Annotated in this window: 16 protein-coding genes and 1 pseudogene; 11 read left to right on the top strand and 6 right to left on the bottom strand. The window is 66.5% G+C overall.

Going from position 1 to position 19,310, the window contains the following annotated elements; genetic code table 11:
• Window positions 1–21: 21 nt before the first annotated feature.
• Both RR42_RS03180 and RR42_RS03175 read right to left on the bottom strand, forming a co-directional pair.
• Complete coding sequence (locus RR42_RS03180; RefSeq protein WP_043343928.1) at window positions 22–1,062, bottom strand: Bug family tripartite tricarboxylate transporter substrate binding protein; 1,041 nt, start codon at window positions 1,060–1,062, stop codon at window positions 22–24.
• A 217-nt stretch (window positions 1,063–1,279) separates the two neighbouring features.
• Window positions 1,280–4,207, bottom strand: coding sequence for a DEAD/DEAH box helicase (locus RR42_RS03175; RefSeq protein ID WP_419188878.1), 2,928 nt, complete (start codon window positions 4,205–4,207; stop codon window positions 1,280–1,282).
• A gap of 1,308 nt (window positions 4,208–5,515) precedes the next feature.
• On the opposite strand from RR42_RS03175, the gene RR42_RS03170 reads away from it, so the two are divergent.
• From RR42_RS03170 to RR42_RS03150, 5 genes are all read left to right on the top strand, one after another.
• Window positions 5,516–5,710 carry a zinc-finger domain-containing protein gene (locus RR42_RS03170; RefSeq protein ID WP_006158072.1) on the top strand — a complete coding sequence of 65 codons (195 nt, stop codon included), beginning with the start codon at window positions 5,516–5,518 and terminating at the stop codon, window positions 5,708–5,710.
• 121 nt (window positions 5,711–5,831) lie between these two features.
• Complete coding sequence (gene waaF / locus RR42_RS03165) at window positions 5,832–6,854, top strand: lipopolysaccharide heptosyltransferase II (protein WP_043343924.1); 1,023 nt, start codon at window positions 5,832–5,834, stop codon at window positions 6,852–6,854.
• A 57-nt stretch (window positions 6,855–6,911) separates the two neighbouring features.
• Window positions 6,912–7,352, top strand: coding sequence for a YybH family protein (locus RR42_RS03160; RefSeq protein ID WP_043343921.1), 441 nt, complete (start codon window positions 6,912–6,914; stop codon window positions 7,350–7,352).
• A 79-nt stretch (window positions 7,353–7,431) separates the two neighbouring features.
• Window positions 7,432–8,499, top strand: a complete 1,068-nt coding sequence (locus RR42_RS03155; RefSeq protein ID WP_173430671.1) for a YheT family hydrolase — start codon at window positions 7,432–7,434, stop codon at window positions 8,497–8,499.
• Between the two features lie 77 nt (window positions 8,500–8,576).
• A complete protein-coding gene (locus RR42_RS03150; protein WP_043343918.1) occupies window positions 8,577–9,188 on the top strand; it encodes a DUF2946 family protein in 612 nt (203 codons plus the stop codon).
• 48 nt (window positions 9,189–9,236) lie between these two features.
• On the opposite strand, the gene RR42_RS03145 is transcribed toward RR42_RS03150, so the two are convergent.
• Window positions 9,237–10,949: a M48 family metalloprotease gene (locus tag RR42_RS03145; RefSeq protein ID WP_052494742.1), complete on the bottom strand. Its 1,713-nt coding sequence runs from the start codon at window positions 10,947–10,949 to the stop codon at window positions 9,237–9,239.
• Window positions 10,950–11,139: 190 nt separating this feature from the next.
• Here RR42_RS03145 and moaC point away from each other — a divergent pair, with 190 nt between their 5' ends.
• From moaC to RR42_RS03120, 6 genes and pseudogenes are all read left to right on the top strand, one after another.
• The gene (gene moaC / locus RR42_RS03140; RefSeq protein ID WP_043343914.1) at window positions 11,140–11,622 is read left to right on the top strand and encodes a cyclic pyranopterin monophosphate synthase MoaC; all 483 of its coding nucleotides are present in this window, start codon (window positions 11,140–11,142) and stop codon (window positions 11,620–11,622) included.
• A gap of 922 nt (window positions 11,623–12,544) precedes the next feature.
• The gene (locus tag RR42_RS38240; protein ID WP_082054786.1) at window positions 12,545–13,507 is read left to right on the top strand and encodes a M35 family metallo-endopeptidase; all 963 of its coding nucleotides are present in this window, start codon (window positions 12,545–12,547) and stop codon (window positions 13,505–13,507) included.
• Window positions 13,494–13,910: a hypothetical protein gene (locus RR42_RS03130; RefSeq protein WP_052494423.1), complete on the top strand. Its 417-nt coding sequence runs from the start codon at window positions 13,494–13,496 to the stop codon at window positions 13,908–13,910. Before RR42_RS38240 ends, RR42_RS03130 begins: the two co-directional genes overlap by 14 nt.
• A gap of 32 nt (window positions 13,911–13,942) precedes the next feature.
• Window positions 13,943–14,142: pseudogene (locus tag RR42_RS40920) on the top strand (cyclic pyranopterin monophosphate synthase MoaC); the annotation flags it as partial.
• Window positions 14,143–14,380: 238 nt separating this feature from the next.
• Complete coding sequence (locus RR42_RS40640; RefSeq protein WP_043351269.1) at window positions 14,381–14,875, top strand: hypothetical protein; 495 nt, start codon at window positions 14,381–14,383, stop codon at window positions 14,873–14,875.
• A gap of 178 nt (window positions 14,876–15,053) precedes the next feature.
• Window positions 15,054–15,530 carry a YMGG-like glycine zipper-containing protein gene (locus RR42_RS03120; RefSeq protein ID WP_144409872.1) on the top strand — a complete coding sequence of 159 codons (477 nt, stop codon included), beginning with the start codon at window positions 15,054–15,056 and terminating at the stop codon, window positions 15,528–15,530.
• A 29-nt stretch (window positions 15,531–15,559) separates the two neighbouring features.
• Here the strand turns inward: RR42_RS03120 and RR42_RS03115 are convergent, their stop codons facing one another.
• The 3 genes from RR42_RS03115 to RR42_RS03105 all read right to left on the bottom strand — a co-directional run bounded on the left by RR42_RS03115 (window position 15,560) and on the right by RR42_RS03105 (window position 19,077).
• The gene (locus tag RR42_RS03115) at window positions 15,560–17,440 is read right to left on the bottom strand and encodes a PglL family O-oligosaccharyltransferase (protein ID WP_043343911.1); all 1,881 of its coding nucleotides are present in this window, start codon (window positions 17,438–17,440) and stop codon (window positions 15,560–15,562) included.
• A gap of 102 nt (window positions 17,441–17,542) precedes the next feature.
• A complete protein-coding gene (locus RR42_RS41585; RefSeq protein WP_144409731.1) occupies window positions 17,543–18,073 on the bottom strand; it encodes a pilin in 531 nt (176 codons plus the stop codon).
• 308 nt (window positions 18,074–18,381) lie between these two features.
• Window positions 18,382–19,077: a TerC family protein gene (locus RR42_RS03105; protein ID WP_043343908.1), complete on the bottom strand. Its 696-nt coding sequence runs from the start codon at window positions 19,075–19,077 to the stop codon at window positions 18,382–18,384.
• Between the last annotated feature and the right edge of the window lie 233 nt (window positions 19,078–19,310).

The raw sequence follows: 19,310 nt of genomic DNA, 5'->3' as shown, positions 1-19,310 counted from the left end.
ACCCATCCGCCAACAACCATATCAATCAATAGACGCCCCAACGCTCCTGACCACCCCCGCCCACTTCTGCCGATCCGCCTTCACAGTCGTCCGGAACTGCTCCACCGTCTCGATCCGCGGCGAATTCCCCGCCTCGATCAGTTTCTGCCGGATCGCTGGCGTTTCGAGCGCGACCTTGACCGCATCGTTGATCTTCTTGCTGATCTTGGGATCCAGCCCCTTGGGACCGAAGAAGCCAAACCAGATGGTGCTGTTGAAGCCGGGCAACCCGCTCTCGGCAATCGTCGGCACTTCGGGAATCACCGCCACATGGCTCTTGGTGGTCACGCCAAGCAGCCGCACCTTGCCGGCGCGATACTGCGGCAACACGCTCTGCACCTGATTGAAAATGCAGCAGACCTCGCCCTTGAGCACGGCTTGCAGCGCATCGGGGCCGCCCTTGTACGGCACATGGACCATATCCAGGCCGGCGCGCGCGTTGAATTCGGCGAAGGCCAGGTGCGTGCCGGTGCCGTTGCCGGTCGACGCGTAGTTGTACTTGCCGGGGTTGGCCTTGACCTTCTCGATGAACTCCTTGACCGACTTCACGTCGATCACGGCAGGGTTCACGGTCAGCACGTTGGAGACTTCCACCAGCGGCGCGACGGGCGTGAAATCGGCTTCGGCGTCGAACGGCAGGCTCTTGTACAGGGCCGGGTTGATGCCGTGGGTGGCGGCGGTGCCGAGCAGCAGCGTGTAGCCGTCGGGCTTGGCATGGGCCACCACTTCGGAGGCCACATTGCCACCGGCGCCGGGGCGGTAGTCATAGATGATGGTGGCCTTGAGCGACTTCTGCAGCGATTCCTGCAGCGTGCGGCCCACCATGTCCACGCCGGAGCCGGCGGTAAAGCCCATCAGGATGGTGATCGGCTGGGTCGGCCAGGCCGGGTCCTGCGCGCGGGCCGGTGCGGCCAGCGTGCTCAGCGCGGCCAGCAAGCCAAGGCCGGCGGCCAGGCGGGAAGCACGGGAAGCACGGGACGAATGGAAAGCGGACGAGATGCGGCGGGTAGCAGTGCGGAACATGGGGGTACCGTCGAAAAAAAGAATGCGGGTCGGGGCTGCCGGCCGGGGTCTGTCGCCCCGGGCAAAACAGCAAGATACCAACGATCCGCCGCATTACCAACGACGGAGTTCGCTTGAAGGTATGCCATGTTGGTATAAGCAGACATGGACCGGAGTCCCGCGGCCGCCCACACAGGTGAAAGCTGAAAGCTGAAAGGTGAAAGCGCCACTTGCGCCCCTAGCTGCGCAACAGCCCCACCAGTTCATCGATGTCCGGCAGCGCCGCCGCCGTGCCGATAAAGCCGGCCTCGCCGTCCTCGCCCGCCTCCAGGATGCCATCGGCCAGCGCGCGCTTGCCGTGGTGCAGCGTGAGGATGCGCTCCTCGATGGTGCCCGCGCTGATCAACCGGTAGACGGTCACCGGGCGCTGCTGCCCGATGCGGTGGGCGCGGCCCATGGCCTGGTCCTCTGCCGCCGGGTTCCACCAGGGGTCGGCGATGATCACATAGTCGGCGGCCGTCAGGTTAAGGCCGAAGCCGCCGGCCTTCAGGCTGATCAGGAAGACATCGCCCGCGCCGGCCTGGAACGCCGCCACGCGCCGCGTGCGCTCGGCCGCCGGCGTGGCGCCGTCGAGGTACTGCCAGGCCAGGCCGGCCTCGTCCAGCCCCTGGCGCAGCAGTTGCAGGAAATCGACGAACTGGCTAAAGACCAGCGTCTTGTGCCCGTTGGCGGCCAGCTCGCCCGCCAGTTGCACGAAGGCGCGCACCTTGGCGCCCGCCTGCCCGAGCTCCAGTTGCAGCTCGGGCGTGACCAGGCGCGCGTCGCAGGCGGCGCGCCGCATCCGCATGAGTTGCGCCAGCACATGGATGCGCGCCTCGGCGGCGGGCTGGCCGGCGGCGGTCTTGCGGGCCTTCGGGCCTTTGACCACGGCCTCGGCTTCGGCGAGCGCCTGGCGGCGCAGCGCTTCATAGTGGGCCGCCTCGATCGGGTCCTGCTCGATGCGCAACACCAGCTCGGTGCGCGGCGGCAGTTCGTCCAGCACCTGGGCCTTGGTCCGGCGCAGCACGAACGGCGCGATCATGCGGCGCAGCCGCTGGGCCGCCTCGCGCACGCCATTGCGCTCGATCGGCACGGCGAAGTGCTCGTTGAAGCGGACCAGCGAGCCGAGCAGGCCGGGGTTGCAAAAGCGCATGATCGACCACAGCTCGGCCAGCCGGTTTTCCACCGGCGTGCCCGACAGCGCCATGCGGAAATCGGCCCGCAGCTCGAACACCGCCTGCGAGCGTTTGGTGGCGGCGTTCTTGAACGCCTGCGCTTCGTCGGCCACCACCGTGTGCCACTCGCGCTGGCAGAAGGCGTCGCGCGCCTGCAGCAGCAGCGTGTACGAAACGATCACCACGTCATGCGGGCCGGCCTGTTCCAGCAAGGCCGCGCGCTCGCCCTCGGCATAGATGTGCACGCGCAGCGTCGGTGCGAAGCGCCTTGCCTCTTCGGCCCAGTTGCCGCACACGGAGGTCGGCGCGATCACCAGCGCGGCGCCGCCGCCAGCGCGCGCCAGCATCACGGCGAGCGCCTGCAGCGTCTTGCCCAGCCCCATGTCGTCGGCCAGGCAGGCGCCGAAGCCGGCCTCGGCGAGCGACATGGCCCAGCGGTAGCCGTCTTCCTGGTAGGGCCGCAGTTCCGCGGCCAGGTTGGCCGGCAGCACGGCGTCGCTGTTGCGCGCGCGGCGCAGCCGCGCCACGCGCTGGCGAAAATGCTGGTCGGGGTCGATGCCGGCGCCGGCCAGCACGTCGTCCAGCCAGGGTGCCGCCATCAGCGGCACCTTGATGCCGTCGGGCACGTTGTGCGCCACGCTGGCCAGGTCGCGCAGCCTGGCGCGCAGGCTGCGCGTGAGCGCCACATACACGCCCTGCCCCATCGGCATGAAGCGCCCGGCATGGCTGCCGGCCCAGGCCAGCAGCTGGCCGAGCTGCAGCACCAGCCCCTCGGCCACGCCCAGTTCGCCGACCAGCTTGAACCATTCGCTCTCGGTTTCGATATGCACCGCCAGTTGCGGGATGTCGGCGCCCACCACGCGGATTTCCTTGCCCCGGGGCCATTCCACCGCCAGCACGGCGGGCAGCCCTGGCAACTGCTCGACCACCGACAACGCCTCCTCCGGGTCGGCCAGGGTCCAGTCGTATTCGCCGCTATCCGGCGAGCGCGGCACCAGGAAGGGCAGCGCGCCGAACACTTCGGCCACGTTCGCCAACTCGGACTTGAGGTCGCGCACCGTGGCCAGGCTCTCCCCTTTGACCGCCGCCATCAGCCGCTCGCGCCCGCTGCCCGGGGCCAGCCGCGGCCCAAGTGGACCCAGCGGCGTCACCACCAGGCGCAGCGAAAGACCTTCGCCCAGCGGGGACAACTCGGCGCGCAGCCGGCTCTCGGTCTCGAGCTCGCGGGCGCTGCCGTCGTGGTCGGAGTGCACCTGGAAATGACCGGACAACGCGCGCAGCGTGGCGTCAAGCTGCGCATGGGCCTCGGCCGGCACCGCCAGCCCATCGGCGATCAGTTGCGCCGCGCCCTGCTGCGCGGGCGTGAGGCGGATCACGCGCAGGCGCTGCGAGCCTTCGCGCAGCACGGTGATCTGGCGCAAGGCCTCGGCGTCCGCGCGGCTGCCGGCGGGCAGGAAGCTGTCCATCGCCGGGGCCTCGCGCACCGGGGGCGAGACCCGCAAGGTGTAGCGGCCGCCCTGGCGCACCACTTCCAGCGTCGGGGCGCCCTCCACCACTTCCAGCGTCTGCTCGGGCGCCTGCGCCAGCACCACGCCCGGATGCCCGACCAGCGCCAGCATGGCGGCGGCGCGATCGAGCACGTAGCGGCGGTGATAGGACTGGTCGCGGCGGACCGCGCGGGCGACGCGGGCGTCCCACGGCTCCAGCCGGTCGTCTTCGGCGAGGCGGGCCAGCGGCACGGGACGCGGCTTGTTCCAGCCGCGCGGGCCGCGCTGTTGCTCCAGCGGCTCGATGGTGCCGACCGCGCCGTCGGCGTCGATGGTCAACGCCCACAACAGGCGGCTGGCGCTGGCGCCGTCGGGCGCGCGCGTCTCGCCCGCCAGGGCCTGCAACGCTTCGAGCGCGAGCCGCCAGCTTTCCTGGCGCTGGCCGGCAAAGAAGGTTTGCGGCACCGGCTCGCCCGCTTCCAGTGCCAGCGCGGCGTCCAGTTGCTGCGCGAACCAGTGCAGGCCGCAGCCTTGCAGGCGCGCACGCAGGGCCGCGAGGGCCTCGGCGCGGGCGGCCGCCGGCTGGCGCCGTCCGCTGGCTTGCTTCACGTCGCCAAGCCAGGCGCGCAACAGAACGCGCCAGAACTGCGCGAGCGGCGGCACCTCGGGGCGCAATTCGAACGCGGACTCGTCCAGCCGCGCATCGCCCTTGTGCACGGCCAGCACGTGGCACCACAGTCCCCAGCGCTCGCTCGGCGCCGGGCTGCGCGTGCCCGCTTGCGCCTGGCAGAATTTGCGGGCTTGTTCGAGGTGGGCCGGCGTACGCTGGGCCAGCAAGGACAGCGGATAGCAAGGCGCCAGCGAGGGCGGCAACAAGCCGGTACGCTGGCGGCTCTCGGCCCGCAGCCGCTTGAGCGCAGCCTCGAAGCCCGCCTGGGCGGCTGGCCAGTCGCCTTCCTGCAAGTGGGCAAACGCACGCAGGGCGTCGCCATCGCCGCCCGCGTCGCCCGTCGTGCTGAGCAAGGCAAGGGCCGCCGGGCGCTCGCCGGCGTACAGCCGGCCCTCGGCCAGCGCGATGCGAACGGGGACCGGCAGCGCCTGCGGATCGTCGGCGTGGCGGGCCAGTCCATAATCCAGGTAAGGCTGCATGCGGGGATCCCAGTCGAAATAGAGACAGTCCAGGATCGCCAGCAAGATGCGCCAGCGCCAGGGTGGCACCACCCGGTCCAGCAACGCGGCGTCGCCGCTGGCCAATGCCGCTTCCACCAGCATCTCGGCGCGCTCGGCTGCCTGCCCCCAAGGCGCCAGCATTTCGCCGATCGCCGCCTCCGAGGCGCCTGAGAACAGCGCCTCGCGCAGCCGCCTGGCGTGCATGCGGCCGGGCGATTCACGATGGGAGGCGGAGGGTCCGGAAGGCGGCGGCAGGGTCACGGGTGGCAGTGGCGGCATACACAATGTGACGATTTTAGACCCCGGCGCGCCCGCGCCCGCGTTGGCACAGGGGGTCCCGGGGTTTACAATGTCTCTTTTGCATGGCTGGCGGCGCTCTCGAGTCATCGAGGTACGCGAGAAGCGCATCGCGCGCGACGCGGTGTACGCTCGGACGAAGCCTTCCGCGCGGCCGGCGGCGCCAATGAACCATGCAGGCACTGGCTGACCGCGGCCTGGAACCATCCCGAGACGCGAAGGCCCGCCAGGCAATCACGAACCGCTTAACCAGTCATACTTCAGTCCATACAAAAGACTAAAGACTAAAACCATCCCCGCGACACCATGACGCAAACCGCCTCCCTGATCGAAATCGGCGCGGAAGACCTTCCGCTGCACTGCCCCACCGGCAACACGCCGACCTGGAACTACCATCCGCGCGTCTTCCTTGACGTGACCGACACCGGCGAGGTGAAGTGCCCGTACTGCGGTACCGTCTACAAGCTCAAGCCCGGCACCGTGATCAAGGGTCACCACTGACACGGCCCACGCTTGACCGCACCACCCCGATGCTCCGGCCCGCCTTGCGGCGCGCTGGAGCGTCGGCGTGCGTGGCGCGCGCAGCTTGCGCCACGCCCACCCTTCCGGCAGCGCCCCACTCATGAAAAAAGCCCTCGTCATCGCCCCCAACTGGATCGGCGACGCCCTGATGGCGCAGCCGCTCTTCACCCTCATGAAAGCGCGCCATCCGCGCCTGCAGATCGACGCCCTCGCCCCTAAATGGGTGGCGCCGGTGCTGGCCCGCATGCCCGAGATCCACCAGGTCTTCCCCAGCGAGCTGGCGCACGGCAAGCTGCAGCTCTCGGCCCGCCTGATGTTCGCCCAGCAGCTCAAGAACGAAGGCTACGACGCAGCCTATGTGCTGCCGAATTCGCTCAAGTCCGCACTGATCCCCTGGCTGGCCGCTATCCCGCTGCGCGTCGGCTATCGCGGCGAAGCCCGCTTCGGCCTGCTCAATATCCGCCACGGCAATCCGCTCCGCGACCAGCGCCCGCCCATGGTGGAGCACTACGCGCGGCTGGCGCTCAAGCCCGGCGCCCGCTTGCCGGAGAACCTGCCCGAGCCGCGCCTGCGAACCGATCCGGTGCGCATGGCCAAGACCGCGGAGCGCTTCGGCATTGCGCCGCAGACGCGCCTGATCGCGTTCTGCCCTGGCGCGGAGTTCGGCCCGGCCAAGCGCTGGCCGGCGGCGCATTTCGCCGAGCTGGCGCAGATGCTCAAGCGCTCGTTCCCGTATGCGCAAATGGTCACGCTGGGCTCGCCCAAGGACGCCGAGATCGCCGACGAGATCGTCAAGGCCGCACCCTTCGTGCGCAACCTGTGCGGCCAGACCTCGCTGGACGATGCCGTCGACCTGCTGGCGATGTCGGAAGCCGCCGTGTGCAACGACTCCGGCCTGATGCACGTCACCGCGGCGCTGAACCGGCCGCAGGTGGCGGTGTTCGGCTCCAGTGACCCACGCCATACACCCCCGCTGTCGCAGGCTGCGAGTATCATGTGGCTGCAGCTCGAATGCAGTCCGTGCTTCAAGCGCGAGTGCCCGCTTGGCCACCTGCGCTGCCTGAAGGACATCGAGCCCGAAATGGTGTTTGTGGAGCTGCGCAAGCTCCTGCACCGGGCCTGAAGCGCTGACCCGCCGTTCGTGTTTATCCGGCCAACGAATCCCTGAGCCCAGTCCACCATGCCTCGTTTTGCCCGCCTGTTCGATTCCGCCGAAGACATCGTAGAAGCCTTTCGCGAGGCCATGAAGCTACGCGATGCCGAGGGCGCGCTGCGCCTGTGGCTGGATGAGGACTCGGTTACCTGCGTGATGCCGGACGGCCAGCGCCTGATCGGCCACGAGCACCTGCGCCAGGCCTTTGCACAGTTGCTGGACGTGCAGCCGGTGCTGATCGACGTGATCGAGACCAGCAGCCATACCTCGATGGGCGTCGCCATCTTCGACGTGACCGAAGCCCTGCGCTTTGGCGGCGACCGCGTCGAAGCCGACCTCTATGTGCACACCACCTATGTGCTGATGCAGAACCACGAGGGCTGGCGCCTGGCGCACATCCATTGCAGCCCGGCCAACGCCGCCCAGGTCGCGACCGTGAGCACGGCGCCAGGCCAGGCTCTCCACTAGGACTGGGCGCGCGCGTGACGGGCCGGCCAGCCTGTTACGCCGCGTCGCTTGACCGCCTATCGCCTATCGCCTTGCAGGCATGAGCCAGCTTCCACCTTCGCACCACCGGCCCGCGCCGGACGACCTCCGCGCCACCGACCCGTTCGGCGGCGGCCGCCGCATGCCCTGGTGGCTCGCCGGCGGCCACGCCCAAACCATCATTGCGGCACGCTTCACGCAGCGCCCGCCGCGCGTGGCCTTCAAGCGCGAGCGCTGGACCGCCCCGGACGATGACTTCGTCGACCTGGACTGGACCACGCACCCGGTCACGCCCGATACCCCGCTGCTGGTGATGTTCCATGGCCTGGAAGGCGACTCCGGCAGCCATTACGCACAGGCCATGATGCATGCGCTGGCGGCGCGCGGCTGGCAGGGCGTGATCCCGCACTTTCGTGGCTGCTCGGGCGAGCTGAACCTGGCGCCGCGCTTCTATCACTCGGGAGACTCCGAGGAACTCCACTGGATCCTGGAGCGGCTGCACCGGCAGTACTGCGGCCACGGGCGCAAGCTGCTGGTGGTGGGCATTTCGCTCGGCGGCAATGCCCTGCTGCGCTTGCTGGGCGAACAAGGCAGCGCCGCAGGCCATATCAGCGCGGCGGCATCGGTCTCGGCGCCGCTGGACCTGGCCGGCGGCGGCGCAGCGCTGTCGCAAGGCTTCAACATGCTGTACACGCGCATGTTCCTGCAAACCCTGAAGCGCAAGTCGCTGGCCAAGCTGAGCCAGTATCCCCGGCTGTTCGACCGCGAGGCCATGCTCGCCAGCCGCGACCTGTACGCCTTCGACAATATCGTGACGGCGCCGCTGCACGGCTTTCGCGATACCGATGACTACTGGGCGCGCGCCTCCAGCAAGCCGGTGCTCGGCGAAATCAAAGTGCCCACGCTGGTGCTCAACGCGCGCAACGATCCCTTCCTGCCAGCGCGCTACCTGCCTGGCCCCGCCGAGGTCAGCCCGCAGGTCTGGCTGGAACAGCCCGAGCACGGTGGTCACGTCGGTTTCATGACACCGCGCGAAGATAGGCTGCGCGCGCTGCCGGTGCTGCCCTTTGCGGGGCATATCGAGTGGCTGCCGGCGCGCATCCTGCGGTTTTTCGACGCCGTGGCCTAGCGCACTGGCTCAGCGTCACTAGAACGAATGCGAGCGGAATGCCCCGGCACGGGCGGTCCCGCAAGGAGGCACCGAAAATGGATGAGACAGTCAAGCAAGCCATGGCCCGCTGGCCCAACGTACCCAACTGCTACGGCTGGCTGGCGCTGGACCGGCGCGGGCAATGGCGCATGCGCAACGAGTACGCCCAGCAGCACGGCCTGTCCGGCGACCCGATCCGCCACGATGCGCTGATCGCCTTTATCGAGCGCAACTACCAGCGCGACGAACGCGGCGGCTGGTATTTCCAGAACGGCCCGCAGCGCGTGTTCGTGTCGCTGGCCTATGCGCCGTGGATCGTGCGGCTGCACCAGGGCAAGCTGCACACCACCTCTCAGCGCGCCTTCACGCTGCATGCATGCCATGCGGACGAGCACGGCAATGTGGTGCTGGTCGGCACGGTGGAGGGTGAGGGGGGTGAAGGGGGTGAAAGCGCTGGCGGCCCGCAAGCCGCGCTGCTGCACGACCATGACCTGGATGGCTTTAGCAGCGCCTGCACCTGGCACGGCGAGGCCTGCGGGGCCAATCTCGGCGTATTTCATTTCAACGGCGCCGACGTGCAGATCGAGCCGATCGCCGAGGATGAAGTGCCGGCGCGCTACGGCTTTGTGCGCCAGCCGCAACCGCCTGCGGGTGAACAGGCGGCCTGAGCAGGCGGCCTGGGCAGGCGGCCTGGGCAGGCGGCCTGAACATGAGCATCAGTTAGGCATGCCCTTGTTGTCCTGCTTCTCCTCGCGGTACTGGCGCTCCAGCTGGTGCAGCCGCGCATCGACTTCCGACAGCGTGTAGAAATCGCCGTCGCCTGCCTTGCGTGCGATCTGCAACTGCTCGATGGCGGCCTGGTAGGCGCCATCCACCGCGTATTTCTCCGCCAGCGCCTGGTGCTGCTGCACGCGCCGGCCCTGCGCGGCGTAGGCCCGCGCCAGCATGTCCCACCACTCGGAGCGGGCGATTTCCTCGCGCGTGCGCTCGCGCAGGAAGGTCACCGCCTGGTCCGTGCGGCCGGCGTCGAGCAAGGTCGCCGCATAGCTCAGCGCCAACGCGTGCGACAACGGGAACGCTTTCATCGACGCCGCCGCCTGGTTCAGCGCGTCCTGCTGCCGGCCCTGGGCGCGCGCCAGCTCGATCGCCATCACATCCAGCATCGGGCTGCCCGAGGTAGCGCCGGGGATCGTGCCGTACAAGCGGCGGGCTTCGGCCAGCGACTGCTGGGCCGCGGCGTTGCGGCCCAACCGCTGCTCGGCGAACGCGATGCCGTAGTGGAGCGCGGGCAGGCGCGCCGGCGAGGCTGACGCCAGTTGCGTCTGCAGCGCCGCGCGCGCGTTCTGCAGATCGCTAGGCGAGGTTTCCTGCAGGATGCGGGCGCGCATCCGCGCGAACTCGTACTCGGGCGTGCTCGCCACGTGGCGCACCGCCACATGGCTCACGCGGTCCTGCATGTCGGCGATGCGCTCCGAGGTGAGCGGGTGGGTGCGCACGTACGACGGCACCGAGCTTTCCGAAATCCCCATCACGCGTTGCAGCCGCTTGAAGAAGTCAGGCATGCCCTGCGGGTCAAACCCGGCAGCGGTCATGATCTGGAAGCCGACCCGGTCGGCCTCGCGCTCCGCGCCGCGCGAGAAGGACAGCTGGTTGGACACCGCCGCCGCCTGCCCGCCCATGGCCAGCGCCGCGGCCGCGTCGCCGCTCTTGGTGGCGGCAAGGCCTGCCAGCACCATCGAGGCCAGCGCGATCCACATCGACTGGTCCTGCGTGGTGATGCCGCGCGCGATATGCCGCTGCATCACGTGGCCGATTTCGTGGCCCAGCACCGAGGCCAGCTCGGACTCGGTATCGGACTGCACCAGCAGGCCGGTGTGCACGCCGATATACCCGCCGGGCAGCGCAAAGGCGTTGATGCTGCGATCGCGCACCGCGAACAGCTCGAACCCCGTGGCAAAGGTGCCGGCGCCGGTGGAGCCAGAGATGTTCTGCCGACGCGCCGCCTGCACCAGGCGATAGCCGAGCGCGTTCAGGTAATCGGCCAGCAGCGGATCGGACACGTAGTCCGGGTCGCGCCGGATGTCGCGCATGATGCGCTCGCCCAGGCGCCGCTCCATGTCGGGCGTGAGCGATGCGGTGGACGGATCGCCCAGGTCGGGCAGCTGCACGCCGGAGGTCTCCACCACGGTGTTGTTGCTGCGCAGGCCAAAATCGGATTTCTGCCCCGCCTTCACGCTGCGGTTCAGGTTGTCATAGACCTGGTCGCTGCCGTCGCGGCTGTCGCTCCCCGGTGCGGCCGCGGCCGCCGCGGTACGCGTGGAATCGTTGAGCAGCAGCCGCTGCTGGGGCCAGGCGGGCAACGCCATCGTCAGCGCCACCAGCGCCGCCAGCGAGCGGCGGGCGAGGCCCAAGGAAGTCCTGGAAGACATGAGGCGCGCCTGGCGGGCAGGCGAGGAGAGCGCTCCGGCGAGCGTTTGGTTCTTGCGCATGTTGCTATGATAGCGGCCTCCGGAAGCCATTCCCATCGGGCGCCGCCCGGTCTTGCCACGCCCTGCCCCGGCATGCGCGGCAAGCGCATCCGTCACGCATTCATTGCCCCGCATCCGCCAGGTCCACGCCATGAGCCAGCTCACCCATTTCGATTCCGCCGGACAAGCCCATATGGTCGACGTCGGCGCCAAGGCACACAGCCACCGCGTGGCCGTCGCCACCGGCACCATCACCATGCTGCCCGCCACCTTTGCACTGGTGCGCGACGGCACGGCCAAGAAGGGCGACGTGCTAGGCATCGCGCGCGTGGCTGCCATCATGGCCACCAAGCGCACCTCCGACCTGATCCCGCTATGCCACCCGATCTCGCTCACCAAGGTGGCCGTGGACTACGCGATGGACGAGGCCAGCGCCACCATCCGCTGCACCGTGCGCACCGAGACCCACGGCCAGACCGGCGTGGAAATGGAAGCGCTGACCGGCGTGCAGGTGGCGCTGCTGACCATCTACGACATGTGCAAGGCGGTGGATCGGGGGATGGTGATTGGGGATGTGAAGCTGCTGGAAAAGCATGGGGGGAAATCGGGGGATTGGGTGGCCGAAAAGACCTAAGCATCTGATTTCATTAAGCCATTCTCAGCCCGCCCTTACGCCCCCCCACTGCTTTCCATGTGGGTCCCGATAGGCTCACCCCAGCCTTATGGGTGCATTAAAAGTCGCAAATTCTTCGGTTCCAAGGTAGTAGTTGAGCGCCGCGCTATGCAGATGCGTGAGGTCGCCTAGGCCACGGTTGTCAGTGAAGTGGCGACCTGAGCGCAATCACCAACCACGCAAGGCGGGAATGAGAACTCAATGTCCCGACCCCCGTAGCGATGGTACGCAAGGCCTTCCGCGCCTCGGCGAGAACCCGAGTTCCCGGCACCCTTGAGGAACAGGCATTGCTCGAAGCGGCCTAGCCGGTAGGTCGGCCCAATCCTTGGCTATCCCCAGCTATCACGCTCGCCGTGAAAACCTGTAACCCATTGATTTTTCTGGGCACCCCGCAACTTGTCTGGGAACAATAAGCCAGCAGCCGACTGATGCTTGTTGACGGAAATTCACATTTTTCCGGATTCGTCTGATTTCATAAGACTAGTCTTTTCTATATATCTGGCTAACAGCACAGATTGCTGTGCAACAACGGAGGGAGATGGATTGGACAGACCATCTTTATCCTCGCGTGCCGCGTGCGCGTGGGCATGTCCCGCACACCAAGCCAGACCTTAGGTTCTGGTGGCATACGAGCCTAAGGACGGAGTACCCAACGTGGCTAAAAGGGAGCGGAATCAAGCCGTCGCGACAGCAATTCCACACGTCCCCGGCAAGGCTCCTGTTGACGCCAAAGCGATATACGGCCCTGAAGCGCAGGATGGCACTTCGTGCCCATTGAAGTGTTTTTTTGGCGAAGCGAAACAAGGACCATCACGCATGAGTAAGTCTCATCGCCTCCTGCCGACAAATACTCCGCATCAATGACGAATAGGGAGATTGAACGATGATCGATATGCGAAACGCACTGCGCAACGGTGACCGGACTAGCACAAATGGCGTGTTAGTGGGCACCGGAGCGATGCTTCATCACGGCGTCAACGTGGCAATCGAAGGCGACTTCGCAACCTGCCCGGCGTGCAAAAGGGGCGGCATAGTGACCAATGATTGCTATCCGTCGTTCGACCTTATGGGGCAGCAAATCCTTGTGGAAGGTGCCCGAGTCAATTGCGAATGCCCGGTGAAACCAATCGTCATCGCCTCACAGAACGACTTCACCATCGAGGTGAGCCTCGGCAACGGTATTCGCATGTCCGCCGATACCACCAGCACGCTGTCATCCGCGGCACGGAGTAAGCTTGTGGAAAACATGCACGGCAGTAAGCTTGCTGACGATCCGGACCGGATCTGCCCGAACATGACGAACGAGGAATTTGCTCGGCTCGTGATGGAGCGGCGCAACAAAGCCGTATCCCTCGTCGATAAACGACTAACCGAACTAAAGAGATGGTCGTCAGCTGACAGATTCCGGGTCTCGGAATGGTTCGGGTCTGATGATGCTCCTACCCGGGCAAGCTTGACGGGAGGACTTGGTCGCCTACGCGGTGTTCTAGCTATGCTAACGCCCGACAATTTCGTTCGATACTCCGAAAGCGCGATGGCGCACGTCGGCTGCACCTCAAATTCCAAGAAGAAAGTCGGAGTCGTAGCCGAAGTTTGCGCGCCGGACACGCGAACCCACACCATCGCAATCCATCTGGAATTCTGTGAGTTGCGGGATTATTCCTATACTGCGGATTCTCAGGTTTCAACGCTGATTCACGAAGTCTCGCACTTTGCCGATACCTTTGGTGCGCGAGATATCGAGTATTTCATGAGCGAGTGTTTAAAGTTCGCAAAAACTCGGCCCGAACTGACACTTCAGAACGCGGACAGCATTGCGGGGTATGTGATCTATGAGCGCGGCTAACATCGTTCTTGCGCTGTCGGCATTCTTGTCGATGCAGTGCGCGCATGCGTGCATGCCGGGCAAGAACATCGACGTTTACTTCGCGCCCAACTCAAGTGTTGTGACCGCATCCGAAATGCTCCGCCTGGCGAACTGGATGGTCGATCAGCGCATCAAGTACCCGAGGCAAACGGCCATCACGGTCGGGGGCTATGCCGAGGAAGGCGAGAGTCGCCCCAAATCCCTGGCGGCGGAACGTCTCCACGCGGTCGCGCATGCCTTGAAAGAGACGAACTTCAATCAGGTGCCTGTGCAAGAACACGTTGGCGTGTACAGGCCGGGCGATGTGAGCAACGGGAGGCGTGTCGAAATCTCCCTGCTTCCGGCCTGCCCTAACGAATGTTGCGGGCCAAGCGGAAAGTAGAAGAATCCACAGCGATCAGCGATGCAGTTCGCGGCATCGCTTCCGAAGTCGACGTGCCAGGCATTGCGCGCGTGGCTGCCATCATGGCCACCAAGCGCACCTCCGACCTGATCCCGCCATGCCACCCGATCTCGCTCACCAAGGTGGCGGTGGATCGCGGCATGGTGATGGGCGATGTGAAGCTGCTGGAAAAGCATGGGGGAAATCGGGGGATTGGGTGGTGGGCACCTGAGCAGGCTGCCCGGCACCCGCCGCATGTGCCTGATCCGCATCGCCGATACGAGCCGCATTTCTTATCAATCCTGACACAGTCCCGCGCCAGCGCCGCTTCCGCTGTAACAAGCGTAACGCCGCATTTCGCCAGAGCGCGGTGCGTCGCGGCTTGCGGCAAATTGGTATTCAATGCAGTCAGGGGGCGCAAACTGCGCTGCCAGCGGAACCGCGTTCCGCGTCGATCCAAGGTGGGCAACATGAACGGGCGTAGGGTTGGCCAGCTTTTGCTGGTGTTGGCGGCGCTGGGCGCGAGCGGTACCGCGCTGGCGGGAAGAGGTGGCGGTGGCTGGCACGGTGGTGGTGGTGGTGGCGGATGGCACGGTGGTGGCGGATGGCACGGTGGTGGTGGATGGCACGGCGGCGGTGGCTGGCATGGTGGCTGGCACGGCGGCGTAGGCGTCTATATCGGCCCCGGATTCGGCTACGGCTATGGGTGGGGCTACCCCTACCCGTACTACTACCCGCCCGGCTACGCCTATGGGCCCGCGATCGTCGAGGTGCCGGCCTCGCCACCGCAATACATCGAGCAGGGCGAGGACGGCACGATGGAAATGGACAGCGGCGGTGTCGCGGCGCCCGCGCCCCAGCAGCAGGCGTACTGGTACCACTGCACGCGGCCGGATGGCTACTACCCGTATATCAAGGCCTGCCCCGGCGGCTGGCAGAAGGTGCCGGCACAGCCTCCCGCCTGACACCTGGGGCTTGACGCCTGACAGGCAGGCACGCTGAATTCCCAAGCGCTTACGGCGCGCCGCGCCGGTGCGCGCGGGCGACGATCGATGACCGAGGTACCGAGGTGCCGAGATGAATGTCCTTAACCACTTCAAGCGCCCAAGCCGGCCACTCCTGCTGAGCCTGCCGCTCGCGGCGATGGTCCTGGCCGGCTGCGCGGTGATGCCCAGCGGGCCAAGCGTGATGGTGCTGCCGGGCACAGGCAAGAACTTCGACCAGTTCCGGGCCGACGACTATAGCTGCCGCCAGTTCGCCCTTGGCCAGGTAGGCGGCGTCACCGCCAACCAGGCGGCCACCAACAGCGCGGTAGGCAGCGCCGTGGTGGGCACGGCGCTCGGCGCGGCGGCCGGCGCGGCCTTCAATGGCGGCTCGGGCGCGGCTGTGGGCGCGGGCGTGGGCCTGCTCACCGGCGCCGCCGTAGGGGCAGGCAATGCCCAATATGCCGGCTACGGCAGCCAGCGCCGGTACGACGCCGCGTATGTGCAATGCATGTACGCAAGTGGCCACCGGGTACCGGTTTACGGGCGCATGGCCTCGGCCCCGCGTCCGGCTGCAGCGCCGACGTATTACTATCCTCCGCCACCGCCGCCGCCGCCGGGCTACCCACCACAGTAAGCGCGCGCCGCGGCTTGGCCTTGGAAGGCTTACTCCGCCTTGCCTTTGCCGCGCAACCGCACCCAGTCGCAGAAATCCCGCGGCCGCGCCGCCGCGTCGACTTCAGCGCAGGCGCGGGCGAGTTCCGCGAACTGGTTAGCCTCATCCCCCGCGAAGTAGAAGCGCAGGCGCTCCAGCCACGCCCGGGCCTGCGCCGGATCGCCGGTCAGCGCCATGAGCCAGGCGGTGCGCGAGATCAGTGTCGGGGTTGGCAGCAGGTGTACCGCAGCGATATGCGGTCCAAGCAATTGCGCGGCGTTCTCCGGCGTGATCTTGGCCTCCTCGATCGCGTCCGAAGCGGCAGCCTGCCGGAACCAGAAATTCGGCATCGGCAATGCGGCCCGGCGCTCGGCACGGGCGTACTCGCGCGCCTCGGCGCGGCGATAGTCCTGCCACATTGTCGTCAGGATGGCTGCCGCCACGCCGGCGAATGCCAGGCCCGCCAGCACGGCAAACCCGCGCGGCACGCGCAGCCGGCCGAACCCCGACGGCTCCAGCCAGCCCAGCATGAAGCAGAACGGCAACACAAAATACAAATAGTGCAGCGGGTACTCCAGCATCGAATGCGCGCACAGCATCGCCAGCCAGGTCAGCACCAGCCCCGTCTGCGCGCGCTCGCGCGCATCCCCGCGCCACAAGCGCTGGCGCGCCACGCGCCATAGCCACGCCAGCAAGCTCAGGAACACACCCGCCGCGCCGATCACGCCCGTCTTGGCCAGCATATCCAGCACGGCATTGTGCGCATGCAGCGACATCTCGACTTTCACGCCCACCTGCGCGAGCTGCTGGAACTGCGCCCAGCCATACTCACCCCAGCCCACCCCGAGCCACGGATGGGCACGGAACATCGCCCACGCGTGCGCCCACATCGCAGCGCGCCACGAGAGCTGGTCGCCCCCCTGCATCTGCGCCACGGTATCGAAGAGGCGCCAGTCCATTGCCTGCCCGGCGCTCTTGATCGCCGGCTGCAAGACCAGCAGCAAAACCACCATGGCCACCGCGGCAAACGCCAACCCGGCGGGACGCCGCATGGGATTGCGCCCGGCGTGGCCGGCGCGCTGCATGGCGCCCGCGAACCCGCCCAGATCGCCCTGATCTCCCGGACCGCCAAACGCCGCCCCGCCCCGCGCCATCCAGGCAGCCACCAGCGCATACACCGCGGCCAGCCCCACGTGCAACACACCCGTGCGCGAGCCAGACAGCACGATGCCGCTCACCAGCAGCAACGCCGCCGCCAGCCAGGCCGGTGCCCGCAACCACCCCCGCGCCGCCAGCCAGACCGCCGCCGCCAGCGCGATGCCGGCCACGGTCGCCTGGTGATTCGGCTGGTTCAGGTTGCCCCACAAGCGGCGGTTGTCATCGTAAAAGTAAGTGGACACCATCCCCAGCGTGTCCGGCTCCAGGCCGAATACCTGCACCCATTGCGCCAGCGTGCCCAGCAACCCGGCCACCAGCCACGCAATGGCCAGCACATCCGCCATCGCCTGCCGCTCCACGGACGACGCCGCACGGCCCTGCCGCCAGGCTGCCCACATTACCGCCGCGCCCAGCGCCAGCGAGAGTTCCGTCAGCAACCGGCTGCCCGACACATCGGCCATGCCGGTCAGCGTTTGCGTCATGCCGGTGGCAATCAGCCAGAGGGGAAAGAGAAGGATCCAGGGGAACTGGGCGGGAGCCGCCTGGTAGGCAGTGCCCCGGCCTTGCCGCTGTGCCAAGGCGCCCAGCACGATGACGGCGAGCGCGAACAGCAATGCGGAAGTCCATTCGCCATAGAAGGTGGCTAGCGGAAGCGTGTGCCGGGAGACCAGCAGCGGTAGCGTGACGGCTACGGCCAGGAAGCTGAGAGGGATGGCTGACCGGGAGGGCAGCATGTGGGGTGCCTTGTTATGCCTTGTGGGCAGAAGGCGGATGATAGCTTGGGGAGCGGGTAAAGAAAAAGCGCCCGAAGGCGCTCATTGGTCAATACTAGCTAATCAGCAATCGCCTTGACCCGCCTTGAAGCCGCGCTTTGCGTTACAGCTCGAACCATTGTTCAACCATGTCATATTTGCATTGCCCGGCGTGATGGTCGGCGTGTCGACGATAACCAAGTTAACCGGAGGCGTTGCACCATCGGTAGCCCCCGTTGTTGCGGTGATAACGCCAGCGGCGACTGCAACCGCCGTCAGGTTTTGAGTAGCGACGAATGCCGGGATATAACCGTTGGCGTTGCCGGTAGTACAGTTTGCCAACGAGCCAGTCTCTTGAGCACACATGGCGACGCCGGTCTTGAACGCTGCTAGTTCGGACGCTGCTCCGGCTGCGCGGGTCCGGGAAGTGTAATCGCCATACTGCGGAATAGCGATCGCAGCCAAAATACCGATAATCGCAACCACGATCATCAGTTCGATCAGCGTGAAACCCTTCTGAGCTCGGCGGCCCAGTTTCTTCATTTGTTGCACCCGTTGTTGCATGATTGACCCCTCGAAGGAATTTTGGATACAAATCGAAACATATTGTTTCATGTGATGCCGTACGTTCTTAGCACTTAGCGTGCCAGCGCCGCCAAGTCTTGATGTCTCGTCGGCGAGTGACAATTTTCGCCACTTCGGGCTCTTCCGGGTGTTGATCCCGCGCAAATTTTGTCACTAAGTATGACGCGGCGGGTCAGTTAGCTTACGTTTTGGCTCAAGTCAGTCTGAAACCGCACTGAAATCACCGCCATGTCTGCGACATGGCCTGCGCTACAGCCCAAAAACAAAACGGGCGGCTCCCGGGCCACCCGTCTGTCCGGCGGTGCCCCAACGGGGCACCACCTCATCTACAAAGCCCGTCAGGCTGTCTGTGGCGCCCGCTTGCTCAGCAGCTTGCCAACCACCACCACCAGCGCGGCGCCGATCACGCCGAACACCAGGTGGGCATGCGGCACGTGCATCTCGAACCATGCGGCGTCCACCGGATCGCTGACCAGCATTTCACCAGCCAGGTAGCCCAGCAGCGCAGCGCCCAGCACGATGATGATGGGGAAGCGGTCCATGACCTTGAGCAGTACGGTGCTGCCGAACACGATCAGGGGGATCGACAGGCCCAGGCCCAGGATCAGCAGCATCAGCTGGCTGCCTTCCGGCCCTTTTTGCGCCGCGGCGGCCACGGCCACCACGTTGTCGAGCGACATCACCAGGTCGGCGATCAGGATAGTGCGGATCGCGGCCCAGATGTTGTCCTTGGCCGAGTGGCCTTCTTCGTCGTCATCGCCGGTGAGCAGCTGCACGCCGATGTAGACCAGCAGGACGGCGCCGACGATCTTCAGGTACGGCAGGCTCAGCAGCTTGACCGCGGCTACCGTCAGCACCACCCGCATGATGATGGCGGCGGCGCTGCCCCAGAAGATGGCCTTCTTCTGCTGGGCGGGCGGGAGGTTGCGGGAGGCCAGCGCGATCACCACGGCGTTGTCGCCGGATAGCACGATGTTGGTCAGGATGATGGATCCCAACGCAATCCAGAAAGCGGTGGAGGACAGCAGTTCCACGGTAAAGCTCCTCGAGTTTCTTAAATTATGATTCGAACGCCACATGGCGCCGCCAACAACCGCGGCGCCTGCGAAATTTCGGATGTCTGAGTCTTCAGACATGAAGATTTACCGTATCAAGCTTTCGATTCGGTTTCAATCGGCATGTCGCGCACCTTGGGAGATACCCTAGGTAACGGTACGCCAGAATGACATGCCCCCGCACGGAGGCGGGGGCATGGAGAGCCGGTGTG

It is taken from the genome of Cupriavidus basilensis, from assembly GCF_000832305.1.
GTDB lineage: Bacteria > Pseudomonadota > Gammaproteobacteria > Burkholderiales > Burkholderiaceae > Cupriavidus > Cupriavidus basilensis_F.
The sequence above is the reverse complement of the archived record's forward strand: the minus strand, read 5'-3'. Positions and strand labels throughout refer to the sequence as shown.

Excerpts from the sequence above, each read along its gene's own strand:
- RR42_RS03180 (WP_043343928.1), bottom strand. The coding sequence starts at position 1,062 with ATGTTCCGCACTGCTACCCGCCGCATCTCGTCCGCTTTCCATTCGTCC.
- RR42_RS03170 (WP_006158072.1), top strand. The coding sequence starts at position 5,516 with ATGACGCAAACCGCCTCCCTGATCGAAATCGGCGCGGAAGACCTTCCG.
- waaF (WP_043343924.1), top strand. The coding sequence starts at position 5,832 with ATGAAAAAAGCCCTCGTCATCGCCCCCAACTGGATCGGCGACGCCCTG.
- RR42_RS03160 (WP_043343921.1), top strand. The coding sequence starts at position 6,912 with ATGCCTCGTTTTGCCCGCCTGTTCGATTCCGCCGAAGACATCGTAGAA.
- RR42_RS03155 (WP_173430671.1), top strand. The coding sequence starts at position 7,432 with ATGAGCCAGCTTCCACCTTCGCACCACCGGCCCGCGCCGGACGACCTC.
- RR42_RS03150 (WP_043343918.1), top strand. The coding sequence starts at position 8,577 with ATGGATGAGACAGTCAAGCAAGCCATGGCCCGCTGGCCCAACGTACCC.
- RR42_RS03145 (WP_052494742.1), bottom strand. The coding sequence starts at position 10,949 with ATGTCTTCCAGGACTTCCTTGGGCCTCGCCCGCCGCTCGCTGGCGGCG.
- moaC (WP_043343914.1), top strand. The coding sequence starts at position 11,140 with ATGAGCCAGCTCACCCATTTCGATTCCGCCGGACAAGCCCATATGGTC.
- RR42_RS38240 (WP_082054786.1), top strand. The coding sequence starts at position 12,545 with ATGATCGATATGCGAAACGCACTGCGCAACGGTGACCGGACTAGCACA.
- RR42_RS03130 (WP_052494423.1), top strand. The coding sequence starts at position 13,494 with ATGAGCGCGGCTAACATCGTTCTTGCGCTGTCGGCATTCTTGTCGATG.
- RR42_RS40640 (WP_043351269.1), top strand. The coding sequence starts at position 14,381 with ATGAACGGGCGTAGGGTTGGCCAGCTTTTGCTGGTGTTGGCGGCGCTG.
- RR42_RS03120 (WP_144409872.1), top strand. The coding sequence starts at position 15,054 with ATGGTCCTGGCCGGCTGCGCGGTGATGCCCAGCGGGCCAAGCGTGATG.
- RR42_RS03115 (WP_043343911.1), bottom strand. The coding sequence starts at position 17,440 with ATGCTGCCCTCCCGGTCAGCCATCCCTCTCAGCTTCCTGGCCGTAGCC.
- RR42_RS41585 (WP_144409731.1), bottom strand. The coding sequence starts at position 18,073 with ATGAAACAATATGTTTCGATTTGTATCCAAAATTCCTTCGAGGGGTCA.